22 protein-coding genes are annotated in these 21809 nt (G+C 72.7%); 12 read left to right on the top strand and 10 right to left on the bottom strand.

Features of this window, described 5'->3' with window-relative positions; translation table 11 throughout:
* Positions 1-148: 148 nt before the first annotated feature.
* Positions 149-1777 carry an amidohydrolase gene (locus FM125_RS09395; protein ID WP_087134411.1) on the top strand — a complete coding sequence of 543 codons (1629 nt, stop codon included), beginning with the start codon at positions 149-151 and terminating at the stop codon, positions 1775-1777.
* Between the two features lie 31 nt (positions 1778-1808).
* On the opposite strand, the gene FM125_RS09390 is transcribed toward FM125_RS09395, so the two are convergent.
* Entirely contained in the window at positions 1809-2618 is an 810-nt protein-coding gene (locus FM125_RS09390; RefSeq protein WP_067191214.1) for a DUF6226 family protein, read from the bottom strand.
* 277 nt (positions 2619-2895) lie between these two features.
* Between FM125_RS09390 and FM125_RS09385 the strand changes: the two genes are divergently transcribed.
* Together FM125_RS09385 and FM125_RS09380 are read left to right on the top strand one after the other, a co-directional pair.
* A complete protein-coding gene (locus FM125_RS09385) occupies positions 2896-4062 on the top strand; it encodes a DUF819 family protein (RefSeq protein WP_067191212.1) in 1167 nt (388 codons plus the stop codon).
* A gap of 2 nt (positions 4063-4064) precedes the next feature.
* Positions 4065-5180 carry a dipeptide epimerase gene (locus FM125_RS09380; protein WP_067191210.1) on the top strand — a complete coding sequence of 372 codons (1116 nt, stop codon included), beginning with the start codon at positions 4065-4067 and terminating at the stop codon, positions 5178-5180.
* A gap of 193 nt (positions 5181-5373) precedes the next feature.
* On the opposite strand, the gene trpB is transcribed toward FM125_RS09380, so the two are convergent.
* A complete protein-coding gene (gene trpB, locus FM125_RS09375) occupies positions 5374-6669 on the bottom strand; it encodes a tryptophan synthase subunit beta (RefSeq protein WP_087134410.1) in 1296 nt (431 codons plus the stop codon).
* Between the two features lie 460 nt (positions 6670-7129).
* Between trpB and FM125_RS09370 the strand changes: the two genes are divergently transcribed.
* A complete protein-coding gene (locus FM125_RS09370; protein WP_143745324.1) occupies positions 7130-7522 on the top strand; it encodes a hypothetical protein in 393 nt (130 codons plus the stop codon).
* A gap of 230 nt (positions 7523-7752) precedes the next feature.
* Here FM125_RS09370 and FM125_RS09365 read toward each other — a convergent pair whose 3' ends face one another.
* The 3 genes from FM125_RS09365 to FM125_RS09355 all read right to left on the bottom strand — a co-directional run bounded on the left by FM125_RS09365 (position 7753) and on the right by FM125_RS09355 (position 10882).
* A complete protein-coding gene (locus tag FM125_RS09365) occupies positions 7753-8235 on the bottom strand; it encodes a DUF2871 domain-containing protein (protein ID WP_087134408.1) in 483 nt (160 codons plus the stop codon).
* Positions 8236-8424: 189 nt separating this feature from the next.
* Complete coding sequence (locus FM125_RS09360) at positions 8425-9459, bottom strand: NADP-dependent oxidoreductase (protein ID WP_087134407.1); 1035 nt, start codon at positions 9457-9459, stop codon at positions 8425-8427.
* A 208-nt stretch (positions 9460-9667) separates the two neighbouring features.
* Positions 9668-10882: an FAD-dependent monooxygenase gene (locus FM125_RS09355; RefSeq protein WP_087134406.1), complete on the bottom strand. Its 1215-nt coding sequence runs from the start codon at positions 10880-10882 to the stop codon at positions 9668-9670.
* Between the two features lie 159 nt (positions 10883-11041).
* Here FM125_RS09355 and FM125_RS09350 point away from each other — a divergent pair, with 159 nt between their 5' ends.
* From FM125_RS09350 to FM125_RS09325, 6 genes are all read left to right on the top strand, one after another.
* The gene (locus tag FM125_RS09350) at positions 11042-12136 is read left to right on the top strand and encodes an LD-carboxypeptidase (protein WP_087134405.1); all 1095 of its coding nucleotides are present in this window, start codon (positions 11042-11044) and stop codon (positions 12134-12136) included.
* 107 nt (positions 12137-12243) lie between these two features.
* A complete protein-coding gene (locus tag FM125_RS09345) occupies positions 12244-12501 on the top strand; it encodes a glutaredoxin family protein (protein WP_067191198.1) in 258 nt (85 codons plus the stop codon).
* Positions 12502-12721: 220 nt separating this feature from the next.
* Positions 12722-13489, top strand: a complete 768-nt coding sequence (locus tag FM125_RS09340; RefSeq protein ID WP_087134404.1) for an ABC transporter ATP-binding protein — start codon at positions 12722-12724, stop codon at positions 13487-13489.
* The gene (locus tag FM125_RS09335) at positions 13486-14835 is read left to right on the top strand and encodes a hypothetical protein (protein WP_067191194.1); all 1350 of its coding nucleotides are present in this window, start codon (positions 13486-13488) and stop codon (positions 14833-14835) included. Before FM125_RS09340 ends, FM125_RS09335 begins: the two co-directional genes overlap by 4 nt.
* Positions 14836-14905: 70 nt before the next feature.
* Positions 14906-15241: a PadR family transcriptional regulator gene (locus tag FM125_RS09330; RefSeq protein ID WP_067191192.1), complete on the top strand. Its 336-nt coding sequence runs from the start codon at positions 14906-14908 to the stop codon at positions 15239-15241.
* Positions 15238-16008, top strand: a complete 771-nt coding sequence (locus FM125_RS09325) for a DUF1648 domain-containing protein (RefSeq protein WP_067191190.1) — start codon at positions 15238-15240, stop codon at positions 16006-16008. Before FM125_RS09330 ends, FM125_RS09325 begins: the two co-directional genes overlap by 4 nt.
* A 3-nt stretch (positions 16009-16011) precedes the next feature.
* On the opposite strand, the gene FM125_RS09320 is transcribed toward FM125_RS09325, so the two are convergent.
* Both FM125_RS09320 and FM125_RS09315 read right to left on the bottom strand, forming a co-directional pair.
* Positions 16012-17064, bottom strand: coding sequence for a DMT family transporter (locus FM125_RS09320; RefSeq protein WP_245829941.1), 1053 nt, complete (start codon positions 17062-17064; stop codon positions 16012-16014).
* Positions 17057-17944: a spermidine synthase gene (locus FM125_RS09315; RefSeq protein ID WP_087134403.1), complete on the bottom strand. Its 888-nt coding sequence runs from the start codon at positions 17942-17944 to the stop codon at positions 17057-17059. The genes FM125_RS09320 and FM125_RS09315 overlap by 8 nt, the downstream gene beginning before the upstream one ends.
* Before the next feature lie 114 nt (positions 17945-18058).
* Between FM125_RS09315 and FM125_RS09310 the strand changes: the two genes are divergently transcribed.
* Positions 18059-18646 (top strand): GIY-YIG nuclease family protein, encoded by a 588-nt coding sequence (locus tag FM125_RS09310; protein ID WP_070639655.1) that lies wholly within the window; start codon positions 18059-18061, stop codon positions 18644-18646.
* Between the two features lie 78 nt (positions 18647-18724).
* Here FM125_RS09310 and FM125_RS09305 read toward each other — a convergent pair whose 3' ends face one another.
* The gene (locus FM125_RS09305; RefSeq protein ID WP_245829939.1) at positions 18725-19597 is read right to left on the bottom strand and encodes an EamA family transporter; all 873 of its coding nucleotides are present in this window, start codon (positions 19595-19597) and stop codon (positions 18725-18727) included.
* A gap of 73 nt (positions 19598-19670) precedes the next feature.
* On the bottom strand, positions 19671-20159 hold the full coding sequence (locus FM125_RS09300; protein ID WP_087134401.1) for a hypothetical protein: 489 nt from the start codon (positions 20157-20159) through the stop codon (positions 19671-19673).
* A 249-nt stretch (positions 20160-20408) separates the two neighbouring features.
* On the opposite strand from FM125_RS09300, the gene FM125_RS09295 reads away from it, so the two are divergent.
* On the top strand, positions 20409-21119 hold the full coding sequence (locus tag FM125_RS09295) for a type 1 glutamine amidotransferase domain-containing protein (protein ID WP_087134400.1): 711 nt from the start codon (positions 20409-20411) through the stop codon (positions 21117-21119).
* Positions 21120-21164: 45 nt separating this feature from the next.
* On the opposite strand, the gene FM125_RS09290 is transcribed toward FM125_RS09295, so the two are convergent.
* The gene (locus tag FM125_RS09290; protein WP_067189957.1) at positions 21165-21740 is read right to left on the bottom strand and encodes a P-loop NTPase family protein; all 576 of its coding nucleotides are present in this window, start codon (positions 21738-21740) and stop codon (positions 21165-21167) included.
* Positions 21741-21809 lie beyond the last annotated feature (69 nt).

The raw sequence follows: 21809 nt of genomic DNA, 5'->3' as shown, positions 1-21809 counted from the left end.
ACGGGGGCGCCGCCAGGGCGACGTCCCAGGCTGCGGTGCGCGGCCGTCGTCGGGAAGCGGCCGACGCGGGCCGGGAGGCGTGGCGCGCACGCATGGGGGACACTGGTGGCTCACCCGACAGCACGGACACGGAAGGGACCGCCGAGGCATGCAGCTGGACCTGATCGTGGAGAACGCCCGGATCATCACCGGCGACTTCCACCGCCCCACCGCCACGAGGCTCGGCGTGTGGAACGGCGTGTTCGTGGGCGTGGACGAGCGCATCGAGGGCCTGGACGCGGCGGTCCGCGTGGACGCGGGCGGACAGGTCATCACCCCCGGGTTCAACGACGCCCACGCACACTCCGTCTGGTTCGGCCAGTCCCTGCTGGAGCTGGACCTCGAGGGCCTTCAGAGCGCGGACGCCGTCTACGCGGCCATCGAGGAGCGGGCCGCGCAGCTGGATCCGGGCCTGTGGGTGGTGTGCACCGGCTACAACCCGGACGAGCTGACCGGTCCCGAGCCGGAGCGCGACGGCCTGGACGCGGCGGCGAAGGGTCGTCCGGTGCTGCTGCGCCACAGCCACGGCCACGCCTACACCGTCAACTCCGCCGTGCTGTTCATGGCCGGCATCCCCGAGGGGATCCATCGGCAGCCCGAGGGCGGCGAGATCGTCACGGACGCGGGCGGACGGCCCACCGGCGTGCTCAAGGAGACCGCCATGTCCTCCGTGAACCGGCTGCTCCAGCCGGAATCGGACACGTCGATCGCCGACGCGCTCGAACGGGCGTCCGCGGCGTATGCGGCCGACGGGCTCACCTCCGTCACGGACGCCGGTGTGGCCGGCGGCTGGATCGGCCACAGCCCCCTGGAGTTCGGGGCCTACCAGCGGGCCAGGGACGCCGGCATGCTCAAGACCCGCTTCCAGGCCATGGTCACGCTGGATGCCCTGCACCCGGTGGCCGGCCATGCCGACGACGGCGAACGCGTCACCCTGGACGCCGGCCTGCGCACGGGCCTGGGCGACGAGTGGCTGCAGGTCGGCCCGGCGAAGGTCTTCGCGGACGGCTCGATCATGAGCCGCACCGCCGCCATGACGCAGGAGTACGAGCACTGCCACCACGTGTACGGCTACCTGCAGCAGGACGCCGCGCACATGCGGGCTTCCACACTGGCGGCCGCCGCGGCCGGCTGGTCCCTGGCGCTGCACGCCCTGGGGGACGCCGCCGTGGACTTCGCGATCGAGACGATCGAGGAGGCGCAGCTGTCCTACGGCCGTCCCCGCATACCGCACCGGATCGAGCACGGCGGCGTGGTCCGGGACGACCAGATCCGGGACATGGCCCGGCTGGGGATCGTGCTGGCCACCCAGCCGAACTTCATCGCCGCATTCGGCGAGGGCGAGGAGGAGCGACTCGGCGCGGAGCGGGCGAGGCTGTCCTACCCGGCCAAGCGCCTGCTGGACGCCGGCATGGTCCTGCCCGGCTCCTCCGACCGCCCCGTCACCCACGGTGCCCCGCTGCGCGTGATGCAGGACTTCGTGCTCCGCCGGTCCTTCGCAGGCCGTGAGTTCTCCCCGGCCGACCGCATCACCGCCGCCGAGGCCCTGCACGCCTACACCGTGGGCTCGGCCGTGGCCACCGGCTGGGGCGGCCGCAAGGGCCAGATCCGCCCCGGCCAGCTCGCCGACTTCGTGCTGCTCGGCGCCAGCCCCCTGGAGGTGCCGGCCGAGCAGATCGGGGACATCGAGGTCGTCGCCACCGCCGTCGGCGGGGTCTGGGTGCACGGCGGGCTCTGAGCCGCCGTCCCGCCCGACCGGGCCGCCGGGGTCACGCCTGAGGGAACCAGGCCCGTCCGACCGTCACCTGCGTGCCGCGCGGCAGGTCGGGCTCCTCGCCGCGGGCGATCCGCTCGCACGCCGCGTTCATCCGCCGCCAGGCGTCCCGGTCCCGCTGGTGCCGGCGCAGGCCGCGTCCGCCCGGAAACGTCCCGGACCCCTGGGCGTTGCCGTCCGCGTGCCAGGTCAGCTGCCAGTCCCGCTGCGCGCTCCGCCCCGGTCCGCGCCTGACGCCGACCAGCCGCACGGTGTCCACCAGCGCGCTGCGGACGGTGTCGTCCACGGCCTCCAGCAGGTCGGCGGAGCCGCTGTCGCAGGCATCGCACCCGCAGTCCGGCTGCACGTCAAGCACCACGTCCGTCGTCCCCCAGGCGATCCGCAGGGACGGCGGGACGGCAGTGTCCGGTGAGCGGCCGTCGTCGTCCTCCTGCTGATTCCCGACGCCGGAACTCGCCTCCGCCTCGGACCCGTCCGTCTCGCAGAGGTACAGGGGGAGGGCGCCGGCGGCGCCCGACGGGGGATCGACGCGCATCAGGCGGTCCACCGGGGCAGGCGGGCCCTCGGGCCAGTCGGGGACCGGCCGGGGCGTGAGCTGCTCGGCCCGGGCCCCATGCTCCACCAGCACCTGCGCCCAGAGGCGGGCGCGCGCGTGGACGATCCCGTAGCGCTCAGGGTCCGTCACCTGCGAGTACCGCTCGGGCGCAGGCTCCCGTGCGCCGGGGTGCGGGTCCGGCCAGGACGGCATGTCCATGCCGGACCAGCGCCGGTCCACCTCGGCCTGCACCTGCTCGATCTGTGCCATGGGCCGAGCCTAGACCTGCTGACACGCCTCGGGGCTGAGCCGTGCGCGGTCCGCGTCCGGCCGGCATGCGTATACAGTGTTCGGCGTCACGTTTCTCCGCCCGGCCGGTCCGGGGCCGCGGGTCCTGCACAGGCCCGGGCCGTGAGCACCGCCCCCGGCCCGCTGCGTGCGGGCGGGGAGGGCGTGGCCACCACTCGTATCCCGTCCGCACGGACGTCCGGCGCCTTCCGAGCAGGAAGGGCGGCCGGACCGTGCGGCTGTCACCTAGGAGGCCCCCGTGATCACCGACGGGCTGCTCATGATCGGTGTGGTCGCCGGCGTCGCCGGACTGCTGATCGTCCTCGAGAAGACCACCGGCTGGAAGTTCTTCAAGTACGTCCCGGCCATGGTCCTGATGTACCTGACCATCACCCTGCTCAACACGCTCGGCGTGTTCGGCGAAGCGGACAACGAGGCGCGCGACGCGCTCAAGGAGCTGCGCGTCTTCCTGCTGCCGGCGATGGTCTTCCTGTTCCTGCTGCAGTGCGACATCAAGAAGATCATCCAGCTCGGCCCGAAGCTGCTGATCACCTTCTTCGTCACCGCGGTGTCCATCTTCGCGGCGTTCATCCTGTCCTTCCTGATCTTCCAGCCGCTGCTGCCGGAGGGCTCGGACAAGGCGCTCGGCGCCCTGCTGGGCTCCTGGACCGGCGGCTCGGCGAACATGGCCGCCGTGCAGGGGATGGTCGGCGTGCCGGAGTCCGCGTTCGGCATCGCGCTGATCACGGACACCGTCATGTACTCGGTCTGGCTGATGCTGATGTTCTCCGCCGTGGTGTTCTCCGGCGCGTTCAACCGCTTCACCAAGGCGGACACCGCCTACCTGGACCGGCACATCCAGAACGCCCAGGTGGAGAAGGGCGCCATCAACCTCACCAACCTGGCGGGTCTGACCTTCGGCAGCCTCCTGGTCTCCGCGGTCGCCCTGCGCCTGGGCTCCTGGCTCGAGGAGGCCATCCCCTCCATCGCCGACGCCGTGAACGCGACCTCGTGGACCATCATCATCGTCTCGGTGCTGGGCCTGATCATCGCCCAGACCAGGCTGGGCAAGATCGCCGGCTCGCATGAGGTCGGCACCCTGATGCTGTTCATGGTGATCGGCCAGCTCGCCTCGGGCTCCGACTTCGCCGCGATCGCCGAGGGCGGCTGGTTCCTGCTGGCCGGCGCCGTGGTCCTGCTGATCCACGCCGTGCTCATGCTGATCTACGCGAAGCTCACCAAGACCGACCTGTTCTCCGTGGTCGTCGCCTCCGTGGCGAACGTGGGCGGCATGGCCTCGGCCCCCGTGGTCGCCGGCACGTTCTCCCGTCACCTGGTCCCGGTCGGTGTGCTCTTCGCACTGCTCGGCTCGATCCTGGGCACCTGGATCGGCTACGGCGGCGCCCAGGTCATGATGGGGCTCTGACCATGGCGACGACGGGTTCCCACAGGATCGTCCGGGTCACCGCCCGGCTGCACGCCTGCCCCCTGCTGCGTCCGTTCGTGACGGCACAGCGTCGCACCGAGGCCGTGGCCTACGCGGTCTGCGAGGTCCAGCTCGCGGACGGCACCGTGGGCCAGGGCACCGCCGCGGAGACGGTGGCGGTCACCGGCGAGAGTGCGGAGTCCGTCGTCGCGAACCTCACCGGCCCGCTGCGTGCGGCGGTGGAGGGCGTCACCGGCACGCCGGACGAGTTCGCGCAGCTCGCCCGGCGTGTCGTGGACGGCGCGTCCTCGGCCCGCGGGGCCCTGGACGTGGCCGTCTGGGACGCGATCGGCAAGGCCGAGGGCCGTGCCGTGGTGGAGCTGCTCGGCGGCTCGTTCGACCCGGAGGCCGCGTTCGACTCGGACATGACCGTGTCCCTGGAGGACCCGGAGACCATGGCACGCCACGCCCGCGAGGCGGTCGCGGACGGCTACCGGATCCTCAAGGTCAAGCTCGGCGGGGACACCGCCGAGGACGTGGAGCGCCTGCACGCGGTCGTGGCCGCGGAGCCGGAGGTGCGGCTGCGCATCGACGCCAACCAGGGGTGGTCCCCGGAGGGTGCCGTCACCATGCTCCAGACCATGCACGACGAGGGGTTGCCGATCGAGGTCGTGGAGCAGCCGGTGGCGAAGGCGGACCTTCAGGGCATGGCCCTGGTGCGCCGCGAGTCGCCGTTCCCGATCATGGCGGACGAGTCCGTGTGGACCGCCGCGGACGCGCAGCGAGTCCTGGCCGCCGAGGCCGCGGACATGCTGAACATCAAGCTCGCCAAGACCGGGTCCCTCGGCGAGGGGCTGAAGATCGCGCAGCTGGCGCAGGACGCAGGCGTCACCTGCATGGTGGGCGCCATGATGGAGCCGAAGATCGGCATCACCGCCGCCGCCCACCTGGCGTTCGCCAGCCCGTCCATCACCATGGTGGACCTGGACCCGCCGGCCTGGTTCGCCTCCGCGCTGCCGGCCGGCGGCATGGTGGACGACGGCCGCCTGCGCCTGCTCGGCGGCCCCGGCCTCGGCCTGGACATGCTGCGCCCGGAGGACGACCCCCACCGCGGCTGAGCGGCGGCCGGGTGGGGTCTGCTGATAATCGACGGTTCGTCACCGGGTCGCGGAGATTCTCGCAGGTCTGGTGACGAACCGTCGATGATCCGGGGTCACGGTGTTCGCGTTCGGCGAGGGCGAGGGCGATGGCGATGGGCACGGTGGCGTCGAGGAGGACGGCTGTGCGGATCCTGGAAGTCCGCAGGTGGAGTCAGTGCACGACCTCGTCCGCGTCCTCGGTGATGCCGAGCTTCTCGGCCACGTAGTCCACGTCCTTGTCCCCACGGCCGGAGAGGTTGACCAGGAGCATCTGCTCCTTCGGCAGCCGCGGGGCGATGCGCAGGGCGTGCGCCACGGCGTGCGAGGACTCCAGGGCCGGGACGATCCCCTCGGTGCGGGACAGGCGCTGGAAGGCATCGAGCACGGCGGCGTCGTCCTCGGCCACGTACTCCACGCGGCCGAGCTCCTTGAAGCGGGCGTGCTGCGGGCCCACACCCGGGTAGTCCAGGCCGGAGGCGATCGAGTGCACCGGGTCCGGGGTGCCCTCCTCGTCCTGGAGCACCAGGGTGGACATGCCGTGGAGCATGCCGGGCACGCCCTTGCCCATGGTCATGGCGTGCTCGCCCTTGGCCTGGGAGCGGCCGCCGGGCTCGACGCCGATCAGGCGGACGTCTGAGTCGTCCAGGTAGGCGGTGAAGGCGCCCATGGCGTTGGAGCCGCCGCCCACGCAGGCGATCACGGCGTCCGGCAGCCGACCGTAGCGCTCGACGATCTGGCGGCGGGACTCGCGGCCCACCACGGCCTGGAAGTCCCGGACGATGGTCGGGAACGGGTGCGGTCCCACCACGGAGCCGATGGCGAACAGGTACTTCTCAGGGTTCGCGGCGTAGACGGCGAAGGCCGAGTCCACGGCCTCCTTCAGGGAGCGGCCCTCCCGCTCCACGGAGACCACCTTCGTGCCCAGCAGGCGCATGCGCACCACGTTCGGGTGCTGCTTGGCGATGTCGACGGCGCCCATGTGGATCTCACAGTCCAGGCCCACGAGCGCGGCGGCGGTGGCCAGGGCGACGCCGTGCTGGCCGGCGCCGGTCTCCGCGATCAGGGACGTCTTGCCCATGCGCTTGGCCAGCAGCGCCTCGCCCACGCAGTGGTTGATCTTGTGCGCCCCGGTGTGGTTCAGGTCCTCGCGCTTGAGCACGATCCGTGCGCCGCCCAGCTCGTCCGAGAGGCGCTCGAGCGGGGTGAGGGGCGAGGGGCGGCCGACGAAGTCGCGCAGCAGGCGGGCGTACTCGGCGTAGAACTCCGGGTCCTGGCGGGCCTCGGCGTAGGCCTCGGCGACCTCGCGCATGGGGCCGGCCAGTTGCGGCGGCAGGTGGGCGCCGCCGTAGGTGCCGAACATCCCGTCTTCCGAGATGTCGAGGTCCGGGGTGTGGACGAGGTCGCAGGCCTCGGCGAGGGTGGTGGGCTCGGGCTGCTGGTCGGCAGTGCAGGGATCGGTGACGGTCATCGTCGGTGCTCCTTCGTGTGCGGTCCACCCGGGCCGGACATGGAAGAAGCCGCCCGAGGGGACGGGCGGCTTCGGTGCTTGCGCAGGGGAGAGTGCCGCCCTCAGGCGGTCCACCACTGCTGCTGCGTCTGCATGGCAGTGAATCTACTCCTGACCCGGCGGCTGCGCGGAATATGGGACGAATGTGTCTCACAGGGTGGCCCGGGACGTTCGGGTGTCCGGGGTGCCGGGTGGGCCGGGGGCTGCGCGGCGACGCGTAGCCTGAGCGAACGGGTATCGAGAGGAGAGCGTCATGTCAGGGCATGAGCCGCCGTCGAGCACCGGCAGGCAGCAGCCGGAGCCGGGGTCGCGGTCGGAGTCGGGGTCACCGTCGGAGTCTGTCGCCGGCCCTGCTGGCCCTGCCGGCCCCGCTGGCCCTGTCGATTCCGAAGGCCCCGGGACCCGCCGCCCTGCGCGGCCGGTGGCCTGGGTGTGGCTGGCGGCCCTGCTGGTCTTCGCCGGCGCGCTGGGCTCCATGTTCGTCGGCACCGCCGCCCCGCCACCCGAACCTGGTCAGCCGGGCACCAACGGTCCGCCCGCGCTGTGGATCGGAGTGTTCCTGGTCCCGGTGGCCGCACTCCTCGCCGCAGCCGCCACGCTCGTCAGCCTGCTCCGACCGGGACTGCGGTGGTCCGGGGCGGCGGGCGTGCTCGGCTTCGCGCTCATGGCGTGGGTGATGAGCATGGACCTCGTCGCGGACTCGCGCACGCTCGGCCAGGTCCTGGTGCTGACGGCGGTCGCCTGCTTCCTCGCCGCGACCGTCCTGGCGTTCCGTGCCCGGCCGCTGCCGGTGCGGGGCCGGCGGCGGGGCTGAGACGTCCTGCGCTGTGGCCTGCGCTGTGGCCAAGTGGTGAGAACACACCGTCATGAGCCGCGAGATGCGGGGGTGAGGGGGTGTGTCCTCACCAGTAAACGAGGTGATGAGGGTGTGTCCTCACCAGTAAACGAGCTGATGAGGGTGTGTCCTCACCAGTAAACGAGGGGGCTTGCCTCAACGAGGGGCTCGGGGCCTGACGACGACGGCCCTCGCCTCCGCCGGTCGGCTCAGCCCTCTGAGGCGGTCGCCTCACGCGTGGACTGCAGCCGCGCCTGCCGGGCCGCGAGTCGCTCCTGGCGCTCGCCGAGGCCCTCGCGGATCGCCATGAACAGCGCGATCAGGCCGACGGTGAGCAGGATGTGGCCCAGGCCCGCGATGCCCGGAATGGCGGCGGAGGTGTCCGCCGGGGACTTGCCGTCCAGAGTCAGCAGGCCGCGGATGAGCATCATGACGATCGTGACCGCCAGGCCGGCGTTGTACACCCAGAAGAAGACGGTGAAGGACCGGCGCGTGTGGAGCGTCAACACGGCGTCCAGGGCCAGGACGATCAGGAACATCATCATGCCCAGGGCCAGGATGTGGGTGTGCATCAGGCTCAGCTCGGACTCCACGCCGAGGTTGCCGGTCAGCTTGGTGAACTCGCGGTAGAAGACGCCCGCAGCCAGCCCCAGCGTCAGCCAGGTGGCGGCGGCGTAGAAGGACTTCATCATGCCTCCACGCTAGGCCGCGGCCTGCTGGCGCACATCAACCGTTCGATGGGTGCCCGCGCACATCAACCGTTCGATGGGTGCTGCACGGCCCTTCCCGCCGGCCACCCTGTTGGCGGCCCTCACTGCCGTGGCCCTTCTCTCCGTGCCGGTCCGCCTGCCTCCCCACAGTGCAGGCGGACCGCACGCCGCTCAGCGCAGCCGGATGACCATCTTGCCGGTGTTGGCACCCTCCAGCAGGTCGATGAACGCCTGCGGGGCGTTCTCGAGGCCCTCGCGGACGGTCTCGTCGAACCGCAGGGTGCCGTCCTGCAGCCAGCCGACGGCCTGGCCGAGCCACTCCTCGGCCACGTCCAGGTGGTCGGCCACGATGAACCCCTGCAGCCGCAGCCGCTTGCCCACCGCCTGCACGAGGTTCCGCGGTCCCGGAGCCGCTTCGGTGGCGTTGTACTGGGAGACGGCGCCGCACATGGCGACGCGGCCGCCCACCGTGAGCGCGCCGATCGCGGCCTCGAGGTGGTCTCCGCCGACGTTGTCGAAGTACACGTCGATGCCCTCCGGCGCCGCCTCCTGCAGCATCTGCCGAACGTTTCCGGACTTGTAGTCGAACGCCGCGTCGAAGCCCAGTTCGTTCAGGCGCTCCACCTTCTCGGCGGAGCCTGCGGAGCCGATGACCCGCTCGGCGCCGAGGGCCTTCGCGATCTGCCCGACGGCCGAGCCCACGGCCCCGGCGGCGCCGGAGACGAACACGGTGTCCCCGGCCTGGAACTGCGCGATCTTCGTCAGGCCCACGTAGGCGGTCAGGCCGGGCATGCCGAGCACGCCGAGGTAGGCCGAGTCCGGGACGTCCCGGGTGTCCACGGCCTGCACGCGCCCGGCCTCCACCACCGCGTCCTCGCGCCAGCCGAGCTGGTGCAGTACCCGGGTGCCCACCGGCACGTCGTCGCTCCGGGAGTCCACCACGGTGCCCACGGCGCCGCCGTCGAGCGGGTCGTCGATCCGAAAGGGCGGCACATAGGACTTCACGTCGTCCATGCGGCCGCGCATGTACGGATCCACGGACATCACGTCGTTGGCCACGAGGACCTGGCCGTCCTCGAGGGCCGGTACGTCCACGGTCTCGAGCCGGAAGTCCTCAGGCGTCGGGGCGCCGTGCGGGCGGGAGGCCAGCACGATCTGCCGGGTCTGCGTCGGGATCTGCGCGGTGAGGTCCTGGTCGGAAGTCATCCTCTGACTCTGTCAGGCGTGGGGCGGGCTCGTCGACCCTCGCGAGGCAGACGTCAACGGGAACCTCGGCATCGCCGAGGCCGAGGACATCGCGGCCGTCGTCGTTGGGGACGTTGTGGGAACTGGTGAGGACACACCGTCACCGGCGCCGAATCAGGGGAGGCAGAGGGTGTGTCCTCACCACAAAGCTGAGGGACGGCCGCAGCCCTCAGCGGCCGGTGGGCGGCGGCGGGCGCCAGTCCATGATCCTGCGCAGCGGCTCCTCCACGCGGGAATCGGGGAGCATGCGCAACGTCAGGTTCCTCAGGGCCGCGGCGCCGGGCATGCGCAGGTGCGCGACGGTCCCGAGGGTGCGGGCCAGGCGCGCGACGTCGCGGACGCGGGGCTGGCGCAGGGTGTCGTACCGTTCGAGGGCGCGGCGCAGCCGATCCGAGTTCACCAGGCCGGGCGGGTCGGTGAGCAGGTGGTCCAGGCAGATCGCGAGGGTCGCGGCGTCCTCGAGGGCCTGCGCGCCGCCCTGGCCGAGGTTCGGGGTCATGGCGTGCGCGGCGTCCCCGATCAAAACGAGGCGGCCCTGGGAGAAGGTCGGCAGGTCCGCGGCCAGCTCGGTGGCGCGCGTGAAGTGCATGTCCTCCGGGTCGGTGGCGGAGATCAGCTGCGGGATGGGCGCGTGCCAGTGCGCGAAGCGGTCGGCCAGGCGGGACAGCAGCTGGGTTGAGGGCAGGTGCCGTTCGTCGTCATGGCGGTGCACCACCGAGTTGGTCTGCACGGCGAACCAGTAGGCGCGGCCGTCCGCGAGCGGGGCGAAGCCGAAGCGGGTGCCGTCACCCCAGGTCTCGCCGGCCGCCGCGAGGCCGTCCGGGCCGGTGAGGTCCACCGGCTCGCGGGTGATGGCACGCCAGGCGGAGTAGCCGGCGTCCTGCAGGCCGGGATCGTTGGGCCAGGCCCGGCGCACGGCGGAACGGGACCCGTCCGCGCCGACCACCAGGTCGAACGCCCAGGTGCGGGCCGCCCCGTTCCCGTCGGTGAAGCGGACGGTGCCCGCCGTGGACACGGAATCCACCCGGCAGCCCAGGCGGATCCGCCCGGCGGTCACCTGGGAGGCGAGCATCAGGTGCAGCTCCTCGCGCGGCATCACGCGGACGCGGGACACGATCTCGGAGGGCAGCAGCGTCAGGGTCCGGCCGTCCGGGGAACGCTGTGCCGCCACGTCCGAGCTCACGGTGTAGGGGTGCTGGGCGAGGGCGTCTGCGTAGCCGAGGGACTCGAGGGCGCGCAGGGCGTTCGGGGCCATGGTGATGGCGGTGCCGCCCGAGCGCAGCGTGGGGGAGGACTCGAGGACGACCACGTCCGCGCCACGTGCCTGCAGGCCGGCCGCCAGGGCCAGGCCCCCGATGCCGGCCCCCACCACTGCGATCCTCATGGCATGCCCTCCCCTCGTCGTCTCCGGTCGGCGACCGTCTCTGCGCTGACCGGGGCGTCGTCGTCCGGCGGGGCGGGGTCCCCGTCTGGGATGGACTCTACCGCCGCCGGCTGGGACGGGCGGCCACGCGGCGCGCACGTGGGCGCATAGCCTGGGCGCATGAGCCCCCTGCGCTTCCCCGCCCCGCTGCGTCCCGGTGACCGGATCGGCGTCACGGCGCCTTCGGCCGGCGTGGGAGAGGGCGCCCGGCGGCGGTTCGAGGTGGCCGTCTCCTGGCTCACCGCCCGGGGCTTCGAGGTGGTCCTCGGCGACTGCCTCGGCGTGGACCGGTGGGTCTCCGCCCCCAGGGGGCAGCGGGCCGCCGAGTTCACGGCCATGCTCTGCGACCCGCAGATCCGGGCCGTCGTCCCGCCGTGGGGCGGTCCCGGCACCGCGCTCGACCTGCTGGACGAGCTCGACTGGGACGCGATCGGCGCCGCCGAGCCCACCTGGGTGGTCGGCTACTCGGACTGCGTGGCGCTCATGGTGCCGCTGACCCTGTACGCCGGACTGCCCACCCTCCACGGGGACAACCTCATGGACACCCCCTACGAGGTCCCCGCCGGCCTGGCGCACTGGACACGGCTGGCCACGGCCGAGGGCGGCCCGGGTGGGCGGCGGATCGTCCAGCGCGACAGCGGCGTCCAGGGCTTCTGGGCGCCCCTGGAGGACGCCCACGCCCACGCGTGGCGGGACCAGCGGGCGGCGTCCTGGGAGCTGTGGGCACCGTGTGCCGCGTCCGGGGAACGGCTTCCCGACGACGGCGCCAGCCCCCGCCTGGACGTCACCGGCACGCTGCTCGGCGGGTGCATCGAAGTGCTCTCCGCCATCGCCGGAACGCCGTACGCGGACGTGCGCGCCTTCGCCCGGGAGCACGGTCCGCTGGTGGTCTACGTGGAGGCCGCCGAGGCGGATGCCTCCACCGTGTGCCGGCAGCTGCACACCCTGCGCCTGCACGGCTGGTTCGAGCAGGCCGCGGCCGTGCTGGTGGGCAGGACCCTGGCCCCGGACTCCGGCTCGGGGACGGAGGGGATGACCCAGCGCGAGGCGGTCCTGGACGCGCTCGCCGGGGTGACCGGCGCGGACGGCGGGCCTGTGCCGGTCGTGTTCGACGTGGAGATCGGCCACGTGCCCCCGCACCTGCCACTGCTCAACGGAGCCCGCGCCCGGGTCCAGGTGGATGAGATGCGGCACGTGATCACCCAGTTCTGGTGAGGGCCCGCCGCGCGGCACTGCTCTGCTCTGGTGCATGCCGGGCCGGTTCCCCGCATGCTCGCCGCCGCGCTCGGAACCTCATGGGCCGCCACAGCTAACCTGGTGGCATGAGCGAGAAGACCGCCCTCACCGTGTACGGCGCCGACTGGTGCCGGGACTGCCTCCGCACCAAGCGCCAGCTGGACGAGCTCGGGGTGTCCTACGAGTACATCGACCTCGTGGCCGACCCGTCCCGCGCCGACGAGGCCCATCAGATCTCCGGCCGCACCAACATCCCGGTGGTCGTCTTCCCGGACGGCACCCACCAGGTGGAGCCGCGCAATGAGGAGACCGCCGCCAAGCTCGAGGAGCTCGGCCTGATCTGAGCAGGCTCCGTCTCGGCCCGGCCGCGCGCCACACACCGGGCGCTTCATGCCCGACGCGGGTGCAGCCGTTGCTGCCTCCGACGTGATCAGACCACAACCGCGGCACCTTCGTCTGCGTCGGCGGACCGACCCGCCACTCATCCTCTGGTCTGATCCGGGCCCACCGAGGTTCGCCCCTGGTGCCGATGCCGCCGCGTTTCCCGGTGAGGATGCTGGAGTCATGAGTTCGACGCACTCCCGCACCAGTCCGACCATCACCCCCTCCACGTCCACGGCGCCGGTCCTCACCGCCCGTGGTCTGACGAAGTCCTACGGCTCCGTCCACGCCCTGGCAGGCGTGGACCTGGAGATCGGCCGCGGCGAGTCCGTGGCCGTCATGGGGCCCTCGGGCTCCGGCAAGACCACCCTGCTCCATGTGCTGTCCGGCATCATCGCGCCGGACGCCGGCAGCGTCCGCCTGCACGGCGGCGAGCCGCTGGAGATCACCTCCCTCGGCGAGGGCGAGCGGGCCCGTCTGCGCCGGGAGCGCCTGGGCTTCGTGTTCCAGGACGGCCTCCTGCTGCCCGAGCTCACCGCCGTCGAGAACGTGGCCATGCCGCTGATGCTGCGCGGCAGCGCCCGTGCCGAGGCCCAGCAGGTGGCCGCGTCCTGGCTGTCCGCACTGGGTCTGGCCGGCATGGAGGAGCGCCGCCCCGGCGAGCTCTCCGGCGGGCAGCGGCAGCGGGTGGCGATCGCCCGCGCCCAGGCCGGCGAACCGGACGTGGTCTTCGCAGACGAGCCGACCGGCGCCCTGGACTCGGACACCTCGTCCTCCGTCATGGACGCCCTGATCGACTCCACCGTCTCCCGCGGCCGCACGCTCGTGGTGGTCACCCATGACGACGACGTCGCGGTCCGCTGCGGCCGCCTCGTCCGCGTCCGGGACGGCCGGATCCTCGACGACGTCCGCCGCCCGGACGCCGCCGCCCACGAGGAGGCCACCCGATGAACCGCGCCGTGCTGTCCCTGTTCCTGTCCCGCCTCTTCGCCGACCGCAGCGTCTGGGCCCTGCCGGTGGCCGCGTTCGCGGTGGTCACGGCCCTGACCCTGGGCGTGGCCGGCGGCGTCCACTTCTTCTTCACCCTCCAGCTGCCCGAGGACGGGGTCGCCGGCATATACCGGATGCTCTCCGGGTTCGCGCTCGTGCTGCTGCTGTTCCCCCTGACCTCCCTGGCCGGTTCCGCCGCCCGACTGCTGGCCCGGCGCAGGGATGAGCGACTGTCCTCCCTGCGCCTGCTCGGCGCGTCGAGCGCCACCATCACGGGCCTGGCCGTTGCGGAGGCGACGGTCCTGGCGGCGGCCGGTGCCGTCGTCGGGCTGGCCGGGTGGGCGGTGCTGGTGCCGCTGATCGCCCTGCTGCCGTTCGCCGGCGGTCAGGTGGGGATGGCGAGCCAGTGGATCGGCGTCCCGCTCACCCTGCTGGTGCTGGCCGGCGTGGTCCTGCTCGGCGCGCTCTCCGCACTGCTCGGCCTGCGCCGGGTGGCCGTCACCCCGCTGGGCGTGCGCACCCGGCAGCGCCCGCGCCGGGTGGTGTGGGTGCGCGTGCTGGTGGCGGTCGGCGTACTGGTCGCCGCGCAGGTCGCCGCCACGGTGATGGGCGCCGCGCAGGAGGTCGCCGTCGCGGTGGCGCTGGCGATCGCCGCGATGGCGGCACCGATGCTGGCCGTCCATGCGATCGGACCGTGGGTGCTGGGCGTGACCGCCCGCCGTCGCGTGCGCCGCGCGAAGAGCGCCGAACGCCTGGTGGCCGCCCGGCTGGTGCTGGAGGACCCGCGCCTGGCCTGGCGTCAGGTGGGTGGCGTGGCGCTCACGGTCTACATCGGCACGGTGGGTGCCGCCGGCTTCGGCATGGCGAATGCGTTCCAGGCTGACGGCGCCGCGTTGACCGCGAGCGAGCGGCACCTGACCGCAGACCTGGGCACCGGTGTGCTCGTGACCATGGTGGTCTCCTTCCTGCTGGCCGCCTGCTCGGTGGCGATCTCGCAGGCGGCCCAGCTGCTGGACCGCGCGGACCTGCACAGCGGCCTGGTGATGGCCGGCATGGACGTGCACACCGTCCATGCGATGCGCCGCCGCGCCGTGATGTCCGCCCTCGGCACGGTGCTGGTGTTCAGCCTGGCTGCGGCGCTCATCTCGGCGGCTCCGGTGATCGGCGCGGCCGCGGTGTTCGCTCCGGTGTCCCTGGTCACCGCCGGCGCCTGCCTGGTGGCCGGCGTGCTGCTGGTCCGCGGCGGCGTGGAGGTCACCCGTCCGGCGTTGCGCCGCAGTCTGACGGCGCACGGGCTGGCGGCCTGACCGGAGGCAGGGCAGGGGCTTGCCCGGCAAGACACTTGCTCCACAATGTACTTAGGTCTAACCTAGAACCATGTCCCGCAACAAATCGGTCCCCGGCATCCGCCGCGGCGTCGTGGAGCTCGCGCTCCTCGGCCTGCTGGCGGACGACCCCCGCTACGGCCAGCAGATCGTGGACGAGCTCGCCGAGCACCCCGCGCTCGCGCTGACCTCGGGCACCGTCTACCCGCTGGTCTCCCGCCTGCTCAAGGACGGCCTCATCGCCTCCACCTGGCAGGAGTCACCGGCAGGTCCGCCGCGCAAGGTCTACCACCTCACGGACGCCGGCATCGAGCGCCTGTCCGACCTCACCGCCGCCTGGCGCCTCGTCCGCGACGGCGTCGACCAGATCCTGAAGGAGAAGCGATGAACACGCACGCCCGCCATGACAGCCCCGCCTCCGCCGACCTACGGGCCGTCGCCGAGGACGTGGACCTCCTCCTGGAGCTGGACGCCCGGAACCACGACGACGGCCGCTCGCCCGAGCCCGTCCGCGGCACGGGCACCGTGCTCGGCATGCCCTACGACCTCCGTCGCCCCACGGCCGAGCGCCTCAAGGCGACCTGGTGGGACCCTGCCTCGGAGAAGGTCCTCGTTCCCCGAGCCGTCGGCGCCGGATGGGCTGTGAACTTCGGCGCGCTCGCGGTGAAGCTCGGCGTGATCGAACCGGATGCGGAGGATGTGCCGTTTGCCGCCACCCCGGACGCGGCCTTCCGGGCAGCCGCGGTCGGCCCGGCCGTGCTCGCCGCCGCGGTGCTGGCCCACTACGCGGTCCGCGGCCGCTCGCTGCCCGAGACGCTGCCCAACCATTGGAACCTCGTCGGGGAGGTGGACGGCACGGTGTCGAGGCCGGTCGCCGCGGTCATCGACATCGTCACCGCCACCACGGGCGCCGGTCTCGCCCTCTGTGGAGGGCTCTCCACGAGCCACGGCGGACGGCGTGCCGGTCTGCTCGCCTCCGGCACCGCCGCCGCCGCGGCTGCCGCCATGACCACCGTGGGCCGCGTGGCCGCGCAGGGGAGGGCGCCGTGGTTCGGCCCTTCGTTCCTGACCGGGCTCGGTGCTGCCGTAGGCACGAGCCTCCTCGGCCTGGCTCGTGCCGGCCGCCGCGCCGAGCAGTGTCGCGACCTCGGCTGACCCTCAGGCCCGCGGCACCCTCTTCACCCCTCCGCTCCAGGACGCGAGCACCACGGCGGCCAGCGCGCCGAGCGTGCCCACCACGGTCCACGCGGACACCGCCGCGCCGTCCACGGGGGCCACGGTGTCCAGCAGCAGCGAGCCGAGCAGCTGCCCGGCCACCAGGCCCAGCGTGGTGAGGAACGCGCCGATCTGCGGGACCAGCAGTGCCGAGACCCCGATGAACACGCACCCCAGCGGGCCGCCCATGTACATCCACCACACCGCCGGCAGCGGCCCGGACGCTCCGGCCACCACGGCCTTGCCCAGGTAGATCAGCCCCAGCAGCGCAGTGCCGGCCAGGAAGTTGATCAGGGTGACCGGAATCGGCGAGCCGTAGGCGGCGGACTGCCGGCCGTTGAACACCTGCTGCACGCTCGTGCCGAAGCCGGCCACCACCGGGATCGCGGCCATGAGCAGCCACAGGACGCCGGCTCCCTCCGCGGCACCTGCGTCCGCACCCGCTCCGCCCGTGCTCGCTGCGCCGCCGAGCGCCTCACCGAGCTGCGGCCACACCACCACCAGCACGGCCGCCAGCGCCAGGGCCGCACCCGCCAGCCGGCGCGGGCCGATCCGCTGCACACCCGCCGGGGTCAGGCCGAGCCGGTCCACGCCCATGCCGCCGACCACCTGCCCGGTCACCATCGCCACCGTGAACACCGCCACCCCGATCACCGGGATCGTCAGCGACTGTGTGAAGACCAGACACGCACCGATGAACCCCGCGGAGTAGTACCACCACCTCACCTGCCCGCGGCGCAGGGCCGGGAGCACCTCGCTCGCCGCCCGCCGCCCGGAGGGCACCAGCAGGGTCACCAGCACCATGGCCGCCAAGCCGGAGGAGAAGGACATCAGCGCGGCCAGGATCGGGTCCGCCACGGCGCTGGAGAGGGCCGAGTTCACCCGCCCCTGCAGCGGAGTGACGGCGCCGGCCACCAGGGAGAGGGCGAACAGGACAGCCATGAGGGTGCGGGGCGAGGCGGAGGCGCGCGCCGTCGTCGTGGTCTGCTCAGGCAAGGCCGATCCTCCTCACCAGGCCGGCGGTCCCCGCCGGATCCAGCACGGCCGCCGGGTGCGGTCCGGCGGCGGTGAGCCGCGCGGTCAGCTCCCGGCTCTCGACGACGGCCCCCTCCCAGGTGCGTCCGTCGGCGCTGAGGCGTCCCCCGAGCAGGCCGCCGGCGGCGAGGACCGCGTTGCCGTAGGACAGCCGTTCGAGCATGGTCGCGTCGGCGAGGGTCCATACGCCCGTGAGCCGGGCGTCCAGGCAGGCGGCCTCGAGCTCGCGGGCCTGGTCGGCGAGGAGGTGCAGGCCGGTCTCGTCCCCGATGTTGACCAGCAGGACGCCGGCGGGGGAGAGCAGGCCCAGCAGGTCGGTGTAGAAGCCGCGGCCGGCCCGGTGGGGTGCGGTGTCGGCGCCGGCGTCGATGTCCAGGACCACGGCGTCGAAGTCGCGGCCGGCCAGGCACGGTGCGGCGTCGCGGGCGTCGGCCACCAGGGAGGTCAGCACGGTGCCCTCGGGCAGGGGCAGTTCGGCGGTGACGAAGGAGACGAGCTCGCGGTCGATGTCCACCACGGTCTGGGCGGAGCCCGGGCGGGTGGTCTGCACGTAGCGGGGGAGCGTGAGGGCGCCGGCGCCCAGGTGAAGGACGTCGATCGGTTCCCCGGGCGGGGCCAGGACGTCCAGCACGTTGGCCATGCGGCGCAGGTACTCGTACCGGATGTGGCCGGGGCGGGCGAGGTCCACGTGGGACTGGATGTGCCCGCCGATCTGAAGGACGTGGCCGCTGCCGTGCTCGTCCGGGAGGATGCGCGCGAGCTCCCCGGAGACACCGAGATGGACCGAGCGCGGCGCGGAGGACCCGGGCGGCGGCGCGGAGGGGCTGGAACTGGGGGCCATGCGGACCAGTATGGACCTGCGGCGGGCACGGAGACCATCTCACCATGCGGCCATGATGTCCATAATATGGACTCCCGTGCGGGTGGGAAGGTCGCCCGTCCCACTATGGGAGGCATGAACACCGCAGCAACCGCCACCATGACCCCGCAGGCCACGGATGCCGCCGCCGCGCTCACCGCGGCTGGGGTGTCCTATGAGGAGTACCTGACCGGCGTGGACGCCGTCCCGGGCATCTTCGCCGTGGCCGCTGACGACGCCGCGATCGCCCAGCTCGGCCTGGACGCCGTGGCCTTCGAGGACAACCTCCTCTACGTGGGCGCCGCCCCGACGTCCCTGCTCGGACGTGACGTCCGCGGGCACTTCCACTCGGGCCGCACGGAGAGCTCGACCCTGCGCCGCAGCCTCGCCGCGCTGCTCTTCGACGAGCTGGACCTGGCCTTGGTCCCGAGGTCGCCGGGCTCCCGCACCGTGAAGTTCGCCCTGACCCCGGACGCCGAGGACCGTCTCACCGCCTGGATGAAGGAGCACCTGACCGTCTCCACCGTGGCCGTCGACGCCGGGGATGTGCACGCGGTCGTCGGCGAGGTGGTCGATGAGCTGGAGCCGCCGCTGAACCTCAAGGGCGTCGCCCATCCGTGGGAGGCCCTGATCGAGAAGCGCCGTCGTCTGACCGCTGAGGCCCGTCCCTCCGCGACCCTCTGACGCCCTCGGCCCCTTCCGCCTCGCTCCTGGAGTCGTTGCAGGGCAGGCGGGAGGGGCCGGTCGCCGTCGTGGGCCGGGTCAGCGCCTGAGGCGTCGCTTCGGCGTGGTGAGCAGACCGAGCCCCACTCCGAGGAGGATGGTCGCCGCCCCGAGCGCCTGCACGGGCGAGAGCAGCTCACCGGCCACGAGGGCTCCGAGGATCGTTCCGGCCAGCGGGTTGAGCAGGCCGAGGATGCCGACCGTCTGCGCCGGCAGCCCCGCGAGGCCGCGGAACCACAGGACGTAGGCCAGCCCGGTGCAGATCAGGCCGAGGTACCCGAAGCCCAGGATCGCGGGGAGGTCGAGGGCCGGCGGAGGGCCCTCGACGATCAGCGCCGTGGGCGTGAGCATGACGCCGGCGATGGTGAGCTGCCAGGAGGCGAACGTCAGCGAGGACACCGGCGGCCGCCACTTCTTCGCCAGCACGTAGCCGAGCGAGGAGATGAGGACCGCCACCAACGCCGCGATGACTCCGATCACGTCCAGGGTGGCGATCGCGGACCCCGCCAGCAGGCCCACCCCCAGGATCCCGACGACGGCCCCCACGTACGCCATGACCGGCGCCTTCTCGCGGAGCAGCAGGCGGCCGAGGACCACCATGACGAGCGGGCCCGAGGCCATGAGTGTCGCCGCGACGCCGGAGGGCAGGCGGGCGCCGGAGAGGTACACGAGGACGAAGAACAGGCCCATCGTGATGAAGGACAGCACGGTGGAGCGCCACCACCACTGGCCCTCCGGCAGCCGCCGGGTGATCGCGAGCAGCAGCAGGCCCGCGGGCAGCGCGCGGATCGCCGCCCCGGTGAGCGGCATGTCCGCCGGCAGCCACTGGCGCGTGACCACGTAGGTGGAGCCCCAGAGGACCGGCACGATCGCGGTCATCAGGATCAAGCCCAGCGGGCTGCGGGAGGACATGGGGCGAAGGCTAGCCCGATAAGCCGCCCGGGTGCCCGCGCGTGTGCCCTCACGTGTCGGGCAGGTCCGTGCCTCAGCCCTGGGCCGCCTCCGAGTACTGCCCGGCTCGCACGCCGGCGTAGACGGACTCGGGGGACTCGTCGAGCTCCACGGCCACGGAGTACACGAGGTAGTCGATCGCGCTGGAGAACCCGCGCGCCGCATAGGGGCCGGGGAACGCGTCGAGCCGGGACCGGAAGTACGCGGACCCGGCGCCCTCGCTCAGGGCGTGCAGGCACTGGTAGGTCAGCAGCTCGAGCTGGCCGGGCTGACCGTCCTCACCCTTGGGCACCACCTGCAGGAACCGCTCCTTCACGCCGGGCCACACCTCTTCGGGGCCGAGGTGGATGCCGGCGCCGATCGCCGCCACCAGCCCGTCGGCCACCTTCGCCATCTCCGGGTACACCGGGTCGTCGGCAGTCAGCGCGGAGGCCTGCTCGGCCAGGTCCTCCGGCCACTGGTCCTGCTCGGCGAGGTCGGCGATGAGCGAGCGCAGCTTCTGCTTCTGGAACGGCGTGGTCATGCCCTCGAGCCTATCCGCGGCCCCTCCCGACGACGGCACGCATCCCCGCCTCGCCCGTCGCCTTCCGGAGGAGGTCGCCTGACTGGGTCCTTCTCACTGCCTGAGAATGCCCTCGGCATCCGTTTCCGGGCACCCCTCACCCCTTCCCTGCACACCGCTGACGTGGGAAGAGTGGGGCACCCCAGGCGACGTCGGGCACCCGGCCCGGGTGCCGTCGTCGGGAAGAACCGAAGGAAGGATCCTCACGCCATGACCTCTGTCCTCTTCGTCGTCTCCGCCGCGGACGGCTGGACCCTGAAGGACGGCTCCGTCCACCCGACCGGCTACTGGGCGGATGAGCTCGCCACCCCGCACCGTCTGTTCCGTGAGGCCGGATGGGACGTCTCGATCGCCACGCCGGGCGGCGTCACCCCCACCGTGGACGAGGCGTCCCTGGGCGTCATGGGCGGCACACCGTCCCAGCGCGAGCAGACGACGGCGTATCTGACGCAGATCGGCGCCGAGCTCGACCGACCGTTGCGCCTGGAGGACGTGGACGAGGCGGAGTACGACCTCGTCTTCTACACCGGCGGCCACGGCCCCATGGAGGATCTCGCGCACGATCCCGCCTCCGGCCTGCTGATCGCCCGACGCATGGACGCCGGCGCCCCGATCGCCTTCCTCTGCCACGGCCCGGCCGCCGTGTTCGCGTCCAAGGCACAGGACGGGACCATCGCCGTGCGCGGCCGCACCATGACCGGCTTCTCGAACGCCGAGGAGAAGCTCGTGCCCGCCGCCCGCAAGGCCAAGTGGACCCTCGAGTCCCAGCTGAAGCACAACGGCGTCGTCTATGAGAAGGCCGCCGTCCCCATGCGTCCGCACGTGGTGGTGGACGGGAACCTCTACACCGGCCAGAACCCGGCCTCGGCGCAGCCGCTCGCCGAGCAGCTGATCGAGGATCTGGACGCGGTCGGTCGCTGAGCCGCGCCCGCGGTGCGGGGCGGTCGGGTCTGCCGTCGTCCGGGCTCAGCCTGCGCTGCTCTCCGCGAGTCGTCGCACCGCCCGCCGGGCCTCGACATGGGAGCGTGCCCGCAGCACCGGAAGGCCGGGCCGTTGCTCCAGAGCCGCCTCCACCAGTCCAGCGGCCGTGTGTCGTGTCCGCCAGGCATAGCGGACGATGTGGTCCCGGTCCGTGAAGAACGTGGAAAGCGGCGGCTCGACCGAGGTGCCCCAGATCCGCTCACGCGTCCTCCTTCGCCGCAGCGTCCGGTGGATCACCTGACGCATCACGGTGCGCACGGGCAGGTCCAGCCAGATCATCACCGTGGCCCGCTCCAGCAGGATCGGCCGGGCGCCCCTGTACTGCCACTCGGCCACCCACCGTTGACGGGCTGCCAAGGCCCGCATGTCCTCGAGGAAGCATTCCCGGGGCGTCCAGTTCCAGCCCCAGTACAGGGAGTCCGTCTCTGTGTAGGGCAGGTCGAGCTCCGCGTGGATCTCAGCGGCGAGCGTGGACTTCCCGGCTCCGGAGGGGCCTGCCACCAGGACCCGGGAGGGGTCGAGGGGGAGTCGGGTGCCGTCGTCGGGAAGCAGGAGGGGCATGCCATGAGTATGGCGGAACCACGACGACGGCCGGGCGCCTTCCGCGGGGAAGGAGCCCGGCCGTAGGCC

The sequence above is a fragment of the Micrococcus lylae genome (genome assembly GCF_900163825.1).
In the GTDB taxonomy this organism is placed as follows: Bacteria; Actinomycetota; Actinomycetes; order Actinomycetales; family Micrococcaceae; genus Micrococcus; species Micrococcus lylae.
The sequence above is the reverse complement of the archived record's forward strand: the minus strand, read 5'-3'. Positions and strand labels throughout refer to the sequence as shown.